Here is a 12708-nt window from a genome sequence, read left to right as displayed (position 1 = left end):
CGTCCCCGCTGGTGGGACGTGGTGTGGATGAAGTGGTGCGGGCGGGGGCGCGGTCAGCGCACCCAGCCGGTGAAGCTCTGTCCGACGGTCCGGGCCTTCTCCGCCGTACGCGGCCGGGTGCCGCCGTCGACCGCGGCCGACACGGCGCGCACCAGCCATGCGTTGACCGACAGGCCCTCGCGGATGGCGGCCTCCTCGGCACGGGCCTTGAGGTGGGCCGGCAGACGCAGGTTGACGCGAGCGGTGCCGCCTTCGTCACTGTCGGCCGGGGACAGGGTCCTGACCGGTTCGACGGGCGCGCCCGGCTCCATGAGGGCGCCGCCGTCAACGGGCGGCGGTGTCACCACGAAGTCGGGGTCGAGCCCGCGCAGCCGTACGTCGACCGAGCCGGGGGCGAGCTCGCGGGTGATCTCGTCCATCGCGGCGGAGAGGACGTTGAGCATGGTCAGCCGGGTCGCCGACTCCAGGGGAGCGGTGAGCCTCTCGGCCAGCTCGCGGGCTTCGTCGCCGCCTGCTTCGGCAGCCACCGCGAGTTCGCGGCGGAGGGTGTCGACATACGGGGTGAGGTCCATGACGCCATGATGGCACCACCATGGCGCCATCCGCAAGCCCAGGCGGCACCGCAAGTGGGCCGAGCCCCGGGGCAACTGCCCTGACCTGCGAAAATACAAAGAGGGCGACCTGAATCGTTGTGGCACCTTGCACGCTCATGGGCATTGCGGGAGCGCGGGACGGCACCAGGCGGTGCCGGATGGCACCAAGCTGCACCATTGATGCCACGTGGCACCATGTGACGCCATGCGATCTCGCAAGTTCGTCCCTGCTGCAGCTTGTGAACTCGCCGGAGAGATCAGCCGCGACGCGCTGACCGTGCCCGTGGAGGACCGGTGTGACACCGTCCACGGGCTGCCGGCGCTGGGGAGACCTGCAGGAACTCCTGTCCGATGTCGCGGTGGAGCGGCTCCGTCCGGAGACCGATCCTGCCGACATCGGCAGCCTTCGGGGCGCGCGTACGCCAGGGACGCGTTCCTCGGGGGCCCGGACGGCACCGACGCGGGTCGGTGCTCCGCCTACGCGGCGGAGCAGATCGACGTGGTGCCGAACCGTGTGGTGGGGCGGGGCGAGCAGGTGCGCGACACGGAACTGATGATCGACCTGACCGTGGCGCCGATCATGTACCGCATTCTCTTCCGCCCCAGCCGGCTCGACGCCGCGTACGCGCGCGAGCTCGTGGCGGACGCGCTCCACCGACTCTGACGGTCGGCTCCTGGCACCGAGGCGAGCGCATACGTGCGCGCGGCTCCCGCGATTTCGCCGCGACATCGCGGGGGTCCGTGGGGAGACGGGGAAGCCGGGAATCCGACCGGAAGGCGTCACTGCCCATCCCACCGCTCCAACCGCCAACCCTGCGAACCCTGCGAACCCATGCGGTCACAGCACTGCCAACCCTCAAAATCTCTGACACATCACACCAGGACAAGGCCGGCAGTACCACAGGCGCCTCAGGAACCACACACGCTTCCTTCACGTCTAAAGCGATACCCAAGGCAACAGCGCCGCCGACTCCGTGGCTTCGAAGCCGCCGCCCCAGACCACTACCGCACCCACTCCCAGTCCCGGACCGGCCTTTGAAGGAGAGCAGAAGGCCGTCTCCTCACTGGTCGGTAAGCAGCATGCAAGCCGTGAGAGGCCCCGTCGCATCATGAGCGGTACCACAAACGCGTCGACGCACCATACGTCCACGATCGGCGCACCGAGCCGACGCAACACCGAGCTGGCGCTGCTGGTGTTCGCCGTCGTCATCCCGGTGTTCGCCTACGCCAACGTGGGCCTGGCCATCAACAACCAGGTGCCGTCCGGCCTGCTGAGTTACGGCCTGGGCCTGGGTCTGCTGGCCGGCGTCGCCCATCTCGTCGTACGGAAGTCCGCGCCGTACGCGGACCCGCTGCTACTGCCGCTGGCAACGCTGCTGAACGGACTCGGCCTGGTCGTCATCTGGCGGCTGGACCAGTCCGAACTACTGCAGTCGGTCAAACAGGCCGGAACGGCCGCCCCGAGACAGCTGATGTACACAACGATGGGCATCGCCCTCTTCGTCGTTGTTCTGATCTTCCTCAAGGACCATCGCGTCCTGCAGCGCTACACCTACATCTCCATGGTGGGCGCCCTGTTCCTCCTGCTGCTGCCACTGGTCCCGGGCCTGGGCGCCAACATTTACGGCGCCAAGATCTGGATCCATGTCGGCAGCTTCAGCATCCAGCCCGGTGAGTTCGCCAAGATCGTGCTCGCGGTCTTCTTCGCCGGCTACCTGATGGTCAAGCGCGACGCGCTGGCCCTGGCCAGCCGCCGCGTCATGGGCCTGTACCTGCCGCGCGGCCGCGACCTCGGCCCGATCCTGGTCATCTGGTTCCTCTCGATCCTGATCCTGGTCTTCGAGACCGACCTCGGCACGTCTCTGCTGTTCTTCGGAATGTTCGTCATCATGCTGTACGTCGCCACCGAACGGACCAGCTGGATCGTCTTCGGTCTGCTGATGTCCGCGGCCGGTGCCGTCGGCGTCGCCTCATTCGAGTCGCACGTCCAGCAGCGTGTCCAGGCTTGGCTTGACCCGATGAAGGAGTACGCGCTCAGCCGCCAGGGCGTGGGCGGTCACTCCGAGCAGTCGATGCAGGCGCTGTGGGCGTTCGGCTCCGGCGGCACCCTGGGCACCGGCCTCGGCCAGGGCCACTCCGACCTCATCCGGTTCGCCGCCAACTCCGACTTCGTCCTCGCCACCTTCGGCGAGGAGCTGGGCCTGACGGGCATCATGGCAATCCTGCTGATCTACGGCCTGGTCGTGGAGCGCGGCGTGCGCATCGCCCTCGCCGCCCGCGACCCCTTCGGCAAACTGCTCGCCATCGGCCTGTCAGGCGCGCTCGCCCTGCAGGTCTTCGTCGTCGCCGGCGGTGTGATGGGCCTGATCCCGCTGACCGGGATGACGATGCCGTTCCTGGCGTACGGCGGTTCCTCCGTCATCGCCAACTGGGCCCTCGTCGGCATCCTGATCCGCATCAGCGACACCGCACGCCGTCCCGCCCACGACCCCGACGCCGAGATGCCTCAGGTGGAACGCCCGTGAACAAGCCGCTGCGCCGGATCGCGATCTTCTGACTGCTCATCCATGGCTGACCGACCTCACCGAAGCGAACCGCCCATCACGGTCAGTGATCAGAACAGGGAATCATCGCCGACGCAGAACTCGGCTTCGGGGGTCCCCGAGGCGGAGAACATCGTGGCATTCGGCATCCAGGCGTCTCCCGCATCAGCCCTGAATGTGCGTCCGCCCGCCAGCAGGGACCGAGAACCGGGAAGCAGTGCCAAGTGGCTGGGCCGAACCCGGACATCCTTCAGCGGCGTGCGCCGCTCCTCCCGCCCGTCGGCGATGACGGACTCACCGGTGAACGGCGCGTTGAAGTACCGGCCCGTCTTCAGCGACAAGCGATCCATACTCGGTGTCCGTGGACAACGGAACGCTGCCGGCACCCGTCACACTCACCGAAGCGTCGCACCAGGGGAACATGACGAAGCCCTTCCCCGAAGAGGAGAAGGGCTTCGTGATCGAGCGCTGGGCAGGCCTTGCACCTGCATTTCCCCGCAGGAAGCGGGGTGTCTTTCCTTGGACCACCAACGCAGCGTCGGTCGCCGCGAGTTGCGGCGGACTTCCAAGATCGATCATAGCGCATGCGGGACGTCGACCAGCACCGGCCCACGCGCGGCCACGGACTTCGAGAAGTACCGCGCGAGCACCCCACCGGTGTCGAGCAGCAGCCAGTCGTCCGAGTGGCTGTCGCACGCGATGTCCCATTCCGTTTCGGGGTCCTCATCCGCAGAGATTCGGACCCGTATGGATTTCGATGGTCAGGCATGAATAGCTTCATCATCTTCCATTCACCCGGGCGCGACTGCCAGCATCGGCGCACCGCCACCCCGTGAGGGAGAAATCCGATGAATCGTCCCCGTTCTCTGCGCTGTCTGGCAGCCCTGGCCGTGGTGGCTCTTGCGGCCACCGCATGTGGACGCTCCGGCCAGGGCGACGCCCCGTCCGGCAGTTCCTCGCAGGCCGCCGCCGGCCGGACCGCAGCCGAGTTGCTCCCCGCGCAGTACCGGCAGAAGGGTGTGCTGCGGGTGGCCACCGCGGTGGGATATCCGCCGATGGAGATGTACGAGCCCGGGACCACCAGGCTCACAGGTGTCGACCCCGACCTGGCCAAGGCCATCGCCGAACGGTTGAAGCTGAAGCTCGAACTCACCAACGCCGCCTTCGACGGACTGATTCCCGGTCTGGAGTCCGGACGCTTCGATCTGGTCATGTCGTCCATGACCGACAGTGCCCAGCGGCGCCAGGCGGTCGATTTCGTCGACTACTTCCGTACCGGCGGCGTCATCATGACGAAGAAGGGCAACCCGCAGGGCATCAAGTCCCTCGCAGACCTGTGCGGAAAGGCCGTCGTCCTGGCCAAGGGCAGTTCGAACCTCCACATCGGCGAGGAGCAGAACGCCAAGTGCAAGCAGAAGATGCGGATCTCGCAGAGCGAGGACGCGCCGACCGGGCTGCTGCAATTGGACAGCGGACGGGCGGTCGCGACCGTCGTCGACTATCCCGTCGCCAGGATGTTCACAAAGAAGAGCAGCGCGTACGAGGTTCTGCCGACGCAGTACGGCACCGCTCCTTGGGGCATCGCAGCCGCGAAGAGCCAGGGCGGACTGCGCGACGCCGTCCGAAAGGCCCTGCAGGAACTGATCGACGACGGCGGCTACCGGAAGATCCTCGACACCTGGGGGGTCGGCGACAGCGCCGTGCCCGAGGCCACCATCAACGACGGGCAGTGAGTGCGGACATGACCCACCGCAAGATGCCCGGCGCCGCTCCCGGTGTGACACCGGCAGCCACCACCGCCGTTACGCCGCCGGAGGACGACCTCTCCCTGCAGGTGACCCGACGACCCCGTCCCGGGCGCTGGCTCGCGGTCCTTGCCGCCGCACTGTTCGCGGTGTGGCTCGCCTACACCGTCATCGTCAATCCCAACCTGCACTGGGACATCGTCGCCAAATACCAGTTCGACGGCGTGATCCTCAAGGGCCTCGGGGTGACCATTCAGCTCACGCTCGTCTCGATGGCTCTCGGCATCGTCATCGGGGTACTCGTCGCAGTGATGCAGCTCTCCGACAGTCCGGTTCTGCGTCTCACCGCCGGCGCCTACACCTGGTTCTTCCGGGGCACCCCGCTGCTGGTCCAGCTCATCTTCTGGTTCAATCTGGCCCTGTTGTTCCCGGTGATCAGCATCGGTGTCCCGTTCGACGGCCCGAAACTCATCAGCTGGCAGTCCAACCAGGTCATCACCGGCTTCGTGGCGGCTCTGCTCGGCCTCTCCATCAACGAGGGGGCCTACATGGCCGAGATCGTTCGGGCGGGCATTCAGAGCGTGGACCCCGGCCAGCGCGAGGCGGGCGCGTCCATCGGCATGTCGAACCGTCAGATCCTGTCCCGGATCATCCTTCCGCAGGCGATGAGGGTCATCATCCCGCCGTTCGGCAACCAGTTCATCTCCATGCTCAAGACGACCTCGCTGGTCTCCGTCATCGCGGGCGCCGATCTGATGACGGTCTCCCAGCACCTCTACCTCGCCAATTTCGAGGTGGTGGCGCTGCTCCTGGTGGCTTCCCTCTGGTACCTGGTGCTCACCACGATCGCCAGCATCGGCCAGCATGCCGTCGAACGCCGCTACAGCCCGGGCGCGGCCCCGCCGCTGCGGCGCAGGGTCCTGACGAATCTCGTACCCGGGCGTGACAGGAAGGAGGCGGCGGCATGAGCGAGGTCGTCCTCAGGGCCCGTGGGGTCCGTAAGCGGTTCGGTGACACCGAGGTGCTGAAAGGCATCGACCTGGATGTCCGCAGCGGTGAGGTGCTGTGCGTCATAGGCCCTTCCGGATCCGGGAAGTCGACGCTGCTGCGCTGCTTCAATCACCTTGAACAGATCGACGCGGGGCGGGTGTGGATGGACGGTGAGCTGATCGGCTACGAGCAGCACGGCCCGTCCGGGCGTGTCCTGCGCGAGCGGCGCCCCCGGGACATCCGACGCCAGCGCGAGCGGATCGGCATGGTGTTCCAGCGGTTCCACCTGTTCCCGCACCGCACGGCGGTGCAGAACGTGATGGAGGGGCCCGTCGCCGTCAAGGGTCGCTCCCGTGCGCAGGCAGAGAGGCAGGCGCGGGAGCTGCTGGACCAAGTCGGTCTCGCGGAGCGGGCGGACCACTATCCGGGGCAACTGTCCGGTGGGCAGCAGCAGCGCGTGGCGATCGCCCGTGCACTGGCCATGGAGCCGACGCTCATGCTCTTCGACGAACCCACGTCCGCTCTCGATCCCGAGCTCGTCGGCGAGGTCCTGGGCGTCATGCGCGACCTGGCCCGCAGCGGTATGACGATGGTCGTGGTCACCCACGAGATGGGCTTCGCCCGCGAGGTCGCAGACCGTGTCCTGTTCATGGATCAGGGCGCCGTCGTCGAAGCCGGGAGCCCGGAGCTTCTGTTCACCGACCCGCGGCACGAGCGCACGCGGGCCTTCCTGTCGACGGTGCTGTGATGGGGCGCCCTGTGGATCTGCTGCTGCGCGGCGGCACACTGGTCGACGGAACCGGCGCGCGCGCCAGAGAGGCGGACATCGCGGTGGTGGACGGACGGGTCGCCGTGCTGCCCGCGGGCACCCCGGCCGCGGCGGCCGAGACGCTGGATGTCGCCGGCCGGCTCGTCGCGCCCGGCTTCATCGATGTGCACACGCACTCCGACGCCCTCGCGGCGCCCCACGCCGCCGACGGCACCGCCGAGCCGATCGACGACCTTCGCCTCGCCCCGCTGCTCCAGGGCGTCACCACGGAGATCTGCGGCAACTGCGGGACGAGCCTGTTCCCTTCGCTACCGGAACGGCTGCCTTCACTCACCGAGCATCTCAGGGTGACGTTCGGGCTCGGACCTGTCCGGCCCGCTGTGGACTTCGACTCGTTCGCCGCCGGGCAGGATCCTGCGCTGCGCCGCACCCACATCGCCTCGCTCGTCGGCCACGGCACGCTGCGCGCCGGAGTGATGGGCTTCGAGGCCCGCCCGCCCCGGCCCGACGAGCTGGACACCATGTGCACGCTGCTCGACCGGGCGCTCGGCCAGGGTGCGGCCGGCCTTTCCACCGGGCTGATCTACCCGCCCGGCACCTACGCCGGCACCGAGGAGATCGTCGCGCTGGCCAGGGTCACCGCGCGTCACGGCAAGCCCTACGTCACCCATCTGCGCGACGAGATGTCACAGGTGGAGACCGCCCTGGAGGAAGCCCTGGAGATCGCGGTGCGTTCCGGCGCCCCGCTGCAGATCTCCCACCACAAGACCGCGGGCCGACACGCCTGGGGCGCCACGCTGCGTACCCTGCCCCGGCTGGAACAGGCCCGAGCCGAAGGGGTGGACGTGCTGTGCGACGTCTACCCGTACACCGCGGGCAGCACCGTCCTGCACGCCATGCTGCCGCCATGGACGAGCGAGGGCGGCGTCGGCGCCCTGCTGGAACGGCTGCGCCGGGGCGATACGCGCGACCGGATCCGGACGGACATCGCTCAAGGCGTCAAGGGGTGGGAGAACACCGTGGGCAACGGTGGCTGGGACCTCATCACCGTGGCCGCCGCACAGGCGCACCCGGAGGCCGAGGGCCGCAGCATCGCCGACCTCGCCGCCGGACGCGGCGTCCACCCGGTCGACTACGCGTGCGACCTGCTGCTGGCCGAGCAGGGCGAGGTGACCATCATCAGCCACTCCATGCGCGAGGACGACGTACGGCGAGTGCTCGCCAGCCCGCTTTCGATGATCGGCTCGGACGGCGTTCCCAAACCCGGTCGCCCACACCCTCGTTGGGCGGGAACTTTCGCCCGCGTGCTCGGCCACTACAGCCGCGACCAGCAGCTGATCCCGCTGGAGGACGCGGTACACAAGATGACCGGTCTGCCGGCCCGGCGGTTCGGACTCACCGGCCGCGGTGTGGTCCGCGACGGCGCCCTCGCCGATCTGGTCGTCCTCGACCCGGCGTCGGTGCGTGACACCGCCACCTTCGACCGGCCGCTGCTGGCGCCCGAAGGCATCGATACCGTCGTGGTGGCGGGACGGATCGCCGTGAGGGGCGGTTGCCCGACCGCGGCGCGGGCGGGGGAAGTGGTGAGGATCCGATGAGTCTGGCCCAAGTGGCCGCGGCGGCGCGGCGTTCGGCCGCGCTGCCGCTCACCCTGGCCGTCGCCGCGGTCGACATCGACGGCGGCGGGACGGTGGGGGTCGACGAGTGCACTGTGCTGCCGGTCGCATCCGCCTCGAAGCTGCTGCTGCTCGCCGAGGTGTCGCGCCGACTGGACACCGGGGAGCTGCTCGCCGACCGGCTCGTCGAGGTCCTCGACGAGGACCTGGCGGACGGGACCGGGCTGCTGCGCCGGATGAGCAGGCGCGGCTGGACCGTCGAGGATCTGGCCTGGCTGACCGCTTCGGTCAGCGACAACACCGCCACCAACGCACTGCTCCGCCTGGTGGGACGCGAGTCCACGGCCCGGCTGGCGAAGGAACTCGGGCTCGACCACCTCACACTGCACGACAAGGTCCGTGACATCCGCGGCCCCGATGTGCCGCCCGTCTTCGCGACCGGCACCGCACGGGATCTGGCACGGCTGGTGACACATGCGGTGCGCTCCACGCTGAGCTCCCCGTCGGCCTCCGCACGGCTCCTGCAATGGATGCGCGCCAACACCGACCACGGCATGGTCCCCGCCCTGGTGGATCACGACCCGTACGCCCCCGGCTTCCCGAATCCCCTGCCCGACGGGCTTCTGGTGGCCAACAAGACCGGCACCGACACCGGAGTCCGCGCCGATGCCGGTGTCATCATCGGTGCGCGTCGGCTGGCGTACGCGGTGGTGGCGCACTGGGACCCGGCGCTGGGTCCCAGCACGGAGCGGGCCGCGGTGCACGCCATCCGGGACGTCGGCCGCACCCTCGCGGCGTGTGCACGACGCCGCGCCGGCGAATGAGAGCGGTACGCCCCACCGGTCAGGACCATTGCATATCCAGCAGCGACCTGATCTCCTCGGCCGCCGACCGCAGCTCCGCGAGGAATATCCGAAGCAGCGGGTTGCGGTTGGTGGGCCGAGTGGCGACCCCGATCCGCCGATGCAGTCGGGGATGGTCCAGACGACAGACGTGCACACCCGTGGTGTCGCCGAGTCCGAGGGCCGGGACGAGCGCTATGCCCATTCCCGCGCGGGCCAGGTTGATCGTGACCTGGTAGTGATCGCTGCGGCAGCGGACCCGCGGCCGGAACCCCTCAGCCGCACATGCGCGTTCCAGGACCGGTTCGCCGGTGTGGCCGCCGTGCGTACCGATCCAGCTCTCCCCCTCCAGAGCGGCAAGCCGGACCGCGGTGCGCCGCCCGAGGCGGTGTCGCAGAGGGAGGACCACCAGCTGCGGCTCGTCGAAGAACATCTCCACGTCCACGGCCGCCTGCCGGCACCAGGGGTCCAGCGGATGCTCGAAGACGACCGCCGCATCCAGCCGGCCCGCTTCCAGATCGGGCACCAGCTCGTGCGGCTGCCCCAGGATCAGCTCCAGCTCGACCTGGGGCCGCTCGGCGGCGAAGCCCGACAGCGCCCGGGGAAGCAGCTCCAGGCCCGAGGAGGCGAAGAAGCCCAGCCGCAGTACCCCGGCTTCGCCTTCGGAGTGCGCCCGCAGATCGTCCTGTGCGACGGCCATCAGGTCGGCGACGGCCTGTGCGTGCTCGGCCAGTCGCACACCGGCCGCCGTCAGCCGCAGGCTCTGCGGCTGACGTTCCACCAACGCCACCGCGAGCTCCTGCTCCAGCCGGGCGAGTTGATGAGAGACGGCGGACGGGCTCAGATGCAGCGCCTGGGCCGCGGCCACGATGGTGCCCGTGCGGGCTATTTCCAGCAGGACGAGCAGTCGAGCACTGTTCAGCATCGGGTCAGATTAGGCCCTGCCGATGTACCGCGCCGCCCCGGCACCCGACCCTGCGGTCGCCGGTGGCACGTCGGGCCCGGCGGACTCGTCCACGTCCAGGCGCAGCAGGTCCTCCTCGGTCTCCCGCCGGACCACGGTGCGGGCACGGCCGTCGGACACGAAGACGACTGCGGGGCGCGGCAGCTTGTTGTAGTTGGACGCCATGGCATATCCGTATGCGCCCGTGACAGGCGTGGCCAGGAGGTCACCCACCGCGAGCTCGGACGGCAGGGCGGCGTCGTCGACGATCACATCGCCGCTCTCGCAGTGTTTACCGACCAGCCGTGCTCGCAGCGGTCGAGGGGCGCGGGGCAGGCGCGGCAGGAACACCTCGTAGCGGCTGCCGTACAGGGCGGGGCGCAGGTTGTCGCTCATGCCGCCGTCGACGCTGACGTATGTCCGTACGCCCTCGATGCGCTTGATCGTGCCCACCCGGTACAGGGTCAGCCCTGCGCGGGCGGCGATGGACCGGCCGGGCTCCACTGTCACGTCGCCGCCCCAGCCCGCATCGCGCACCGCGGTGCGCACCCGTGCCGCCCAGTCGGCGAACGAGGGTACGCTCTGCCCCGCCTCGTACGCGACTCCGAGGCCACCGCCGACCGTGAGCCGGTGCACCCGTGCCTCCGCCGCGAACCGTGCGACGGCCGCGGCTCCTGCCGCGAGTTCCGCCGTGTCCAGCACCTGGGATCCCACATGCGCGTGGACGCCCTCCAGGATCATCGCCGAGGAGCCGGCGGCCCGCCGCACGGCGGCTGCGGCGGTTCCGCCGACGAGGCCGAAGCCGAATTTCGAATCGTTGCCACCGGTCCGGATCGCCTCGTGTGCGCCTGCGGCGACACCGGGCGCCACCCGCAACTGAACCCGGGCGGCCGGCAGTTGTTCCTCGGCGTGCAGGCGCTCGATGCGGTCCATCTCGTCGAAGCTGTCGACCACCACGTGCCGTACCCCTGCCGACATCGCCGTGCGCAGCTCCGCCTCGTCCTTGTTGTTGCCGTGCAGCACGATCCGCCCGGCCGGAACCTCCGCGTGCAGCGCCACCCGCAGCTCGCCGCCGGAGGCCACATCGAGCAACACCCCCTCCTCGTGGGCCAGTCGGGCCATTGCCGTGCACAGGAATGCCTTGGAGGCGTACGCGACGTTGCCCTGGCCGAAGGCGGCGACCGCCTCCCGGCAGCGTCGGCGCAGGTGCTCCTCGTCGTACACGAAGAGCGGCGTACCCCAGCGCCGTGCCAGTTCGGTGAGCAGGACCCCTCCGACGGCGAGCCCTTCCGGGCGGACCTCCGCAGTGAAGGGCAGCAGACCCGTTTCGATGGCTGACGACATGATTCCTCCCCGCAGGCCGGTTCTCCGCCATCCTGCGGCCTTCAGGAGGAGTCACAAAAGCGCATTCTTCTATGGCTGAGCCTCATGGTTTTCGATTCTCAGGGGTGGCGAGTGTCGTGGGAAGGGCCGTGTACCGGGCCGGGGAACTTCCGTCACAAGTTGTGATCAGTCCTTTGTCGATGATGCAGTGCGATCCGACGATGTCGCCGGAACGGCCGCCCCACCTCAGTTCAGCCCCCTGCACGCTCCACACCCAAGCTGCCGACCGGCTCTACTGAAGAAGTCCGAGTAGCGCGAAGCTCAGGCGTCAATGCCCCGTCGCGCGAGATCGGCTGCGATGCCGTCCAGGACACCGGCAAGACCTGAGGCGAACAAGGCGTCGAGGTCCCAGGGGTCGGCGCCCGCGCGCATCGCGCGGGCGAGCCGGGGATACGCCCCGGGTTCGTACAGCGGGTTCTGCGCGTGGTCCGAAGCTTTCGCCCCCTGCTTCACGGCGATCCTCGACTGCCGCTCCGCCTCCGCATCGCTGACGAGGATCAGCGCCACGCCTTGCACGTAGGAGGCGAACATGAACATGTACCGGAAGACATCGGCGGGTTCGAGGTCGAGCCCGTCGAACGAGGAGATGGCGCTTTCGCTGTCCGCCGCGAGAGCCGGGCTGAAATACGCGCGGGTCGTCACCATGACCCTCGGCAGGATCCACGGGTGGCGGTGGTACAACTCCCAGTCGCGGTAGGCGGCGCGTTCAAGTCCGTGACGCCAGTTCCGCGATGGCGAGTCGGGCAGCGGCACGTCGGCCATCGCGGCTTCCACCATCAGGGTCACGAGGTCGCCCTTGGACGCCACATGCCGGTACAAGGACATCGTGCCGGTGCCGAGCTCCATCGCGACCCGGCGCATCGACAGCGCGTCGAGCCCCTCCGTGTCCGCGACGACGATCCCGGCCCGCACGATGCGCTCGATGGTGAGATGTGGCGCGCCGTCGTCCCCCTCCGAGACGTCGGCCGACGTCTCCACCCTGCGTGCCCGATAGGCCCTCGCCTGGCACGCACGGGAACAGTAGAGCCTCGGCCGCCCCCGGTCCGCAGGTTCCAGCGCCCTTCCGCACGACGCACATGCCGGCTTCACGGACATCGACGAGCTCCTTTTCGTCACACATCAAAGTTGTGTCGAAATTCTAGCCCGCCGACACAAACATGTGGGCCGTTCGATGTAAAACAGCAGTTCAAAAAGCTATTTACTCGATTCGACATGTATGCGTAATCTGCTTGTGTCGTTGCGTACAAAGTACGCATCCAGGGGTGGTTGAATCCATCCGAACCT

The 12708-nt window shown here is 68.8% G+C and carries 11 protein-coding genes and 1 pseudogene; 7 read left to right on the top strand and 5 right to left on the bottom strand.

What is annotated here, in order from left to right:
• Nucleotides 1–53: 53 nt before the first annotated feature.
• Complete coding sequence (locus tag ACF1B9_RS12530; protein WP_391744317.1) at nucleotides 54–572, bottom strand: toxin-antitoxin system HicB family antitoxin; 519 nt, start codon at nucleotides 570–572, stop codon at nucleotides 54–56.
• 226 nt (nucleotides 573–798) lie between these two features.
• Between ACF1B9_RS12530 and ACF1B9_RS12525 the strand changes: the two are divergent.
• A pseudogene (locus ACF1B9_RS12525) lies at nucleotides 799–1257 on the top strand (TetR family transcriptional regulator).
• 445 nt (nucleotides 1258–1702) lie between these two features.
• On the top strand, nucleotides 1703–3118 hold the full coding sequence (locus ACF1B9_RS12520; RefSeq protein ID WP_391744319.1) for an FtsW/RodA/SpoVE family cell cycle protein: 1416 nt from the start codon (nucleotides 1703–1705) through the stop codon (nucleotides 3116–3118).
• An 89-nt stretch (nucleotides 3119–3207) separates the two neighbouring features.
• Here the strand turns inward: ACF1B9_RS12520 and ACF1B9_RS12515 are convergent, their stop codons facing one another.
• Entirely contained in the window at nucleotides 3208–3477 is a 270-nt protein-coding gene (locus ACF1B9_RS12515; RefSeq protein ID WP_391744321.1) for a hypothetical protein, read from the bottom strand.
• A 507-nt stretch (nucleotides 3478–3984) separates the two neighbouring features.
• On the opposite strand from ACF1B9_RS12515, the gene ACF1B9_RS12510 reads away from it, so the two are divergent.
• From ACF1B9_RS12510 to ACF1B9_RS12490, 5 genes are read left to right on the top strand one after another with little or no spacing between them, the layout of a single operon-like run.
• Nucleotides 3985–4869, top strand: coding sequence for an ABC transporter substrate-binding protein (locus ACF1B9_RS12510; protein WP_391744323.1), 885 nt, complete (start codon nucleotides 3985–3987; stop codon nucleotides 4867–4869).
• Nucleotides 4870–4877: 8 nt separating this feature from the next.
• Nucleotides 4878–5849 carry an amino acid ABC transporter permease gene (locus ACF1B9_RS12505; RefSeq protein WP_391744324.1) on the top strand — a complete coding sequence of 324 codons (972 nt, stop codon included), beginning with the start codon at nucleotides 4878–4880 and terminating at the stop codon, nucleotides 5847–5849.
• A complete protein-coding gene (locus tag ACF1B9_RS12500; RefSeq protein ID WP_391744326.1) occupies nucleotides 5846–6619 on the top strand; it encodes an amino acid ABC transporter ATP-binding protein in 774 nt (257 codons plus the stop codon). The genes ACF1B9_RS12505 and ACF1B9_RS12500 overlap by 4 nt, the downstream gene beginning before the upstream one ends.
• A complete protein-coding gene (locus ACF1B9_RS12495) occupies nucleotides 6619–8238 on the top strand; it encodes an amidohydrolase family protein (RefSeq protein ID WP_391744327.1) in 1620 nt (539 codons plus the stop codon). The genes ACF1B9_RS12500 and ACF1B9_RS12495 overlap by 1 nt, the downstream gene beginning before the upstream one ends.
• Entirely contained in the window at nucleotides 8235–9080 is an 846-nt protein-coding gene (locus tag ACF1B9_RS12490; RefSeq protein WP_391744329.1) for a serine hydrolase, read from the top strand. Before ACF1B9_RS12495 ends, ACF1B9_RS12490 begins: the two co-directional genes overlap by 4 nt.
• A 19-nt stretch (nucleotides 9081–9099) precedes the next feature.
• Here ACF1B9_RS12490 and ACF1B9_RS12485 read toward each other — a convergent pair whose 3' ends face one another.
• The 3 genes from ACF1B9_RS12485 to ACF1B9_RS12475 all read right to left on the bottom strand — a co-directional run bounded on the left by ACF1B9_RS12485 (nucleotide 9100) and on the right by ACF1B9_RS12475 (nucleotide 12402).
• Complete coding sequence (locus ACF1B9_RS12485; RefSeq protein WP_376217494.1) at nucleotides 9100–10023, bottom strand: LysR family transcriptional regulator; 924 nt, start codon at nucleotides 10021–10023, stop codon at nucleotides 9100–9102.
• A 9-nt stretch (nucleotides 10024–10032) separates the two neighbouring features.
• Nucleotides 10033–11385 (bottom strand): diaminopimelate decarboxylase, encoded by a 1353-nt coding sequence (gene lysA / locus ACF1B9_RS12480; protein ID WP_391744330.1) that lies wholly within the window; start codon nucleotides 11383–11385, stop codon nucleotides 10033–10035.
• A 300-nt stretch (nucleotides 11386–11685) separates the two neighbouring features.
• Entirely contained in the window at nucleotides 11686–12402 is a 717-nt protein-coding gene (locus ACF1B9_RS12475) for a TetR/AcrR family transcriptional regulator (RefSeq protein ID WP_391744331.1), read from the bottom strand.
• Between the last annotated feature and the right edge of the window lie 306 nt (nucleotides 12403–12708).

The organism is Streptomyces sp. NPDC014727 (assembly GCF_043083485.1).
Lineage (GTDB): Bacteria > Actinomycetota > Actinomycetes > Streptomycetales > Streptomycetaceae > Streptomyces.
The sequence above is the reverse complement of the archived record's forward strand: the minus strand, read 5'-3'. Positions and strand labels throughout refer to the sequence as shown.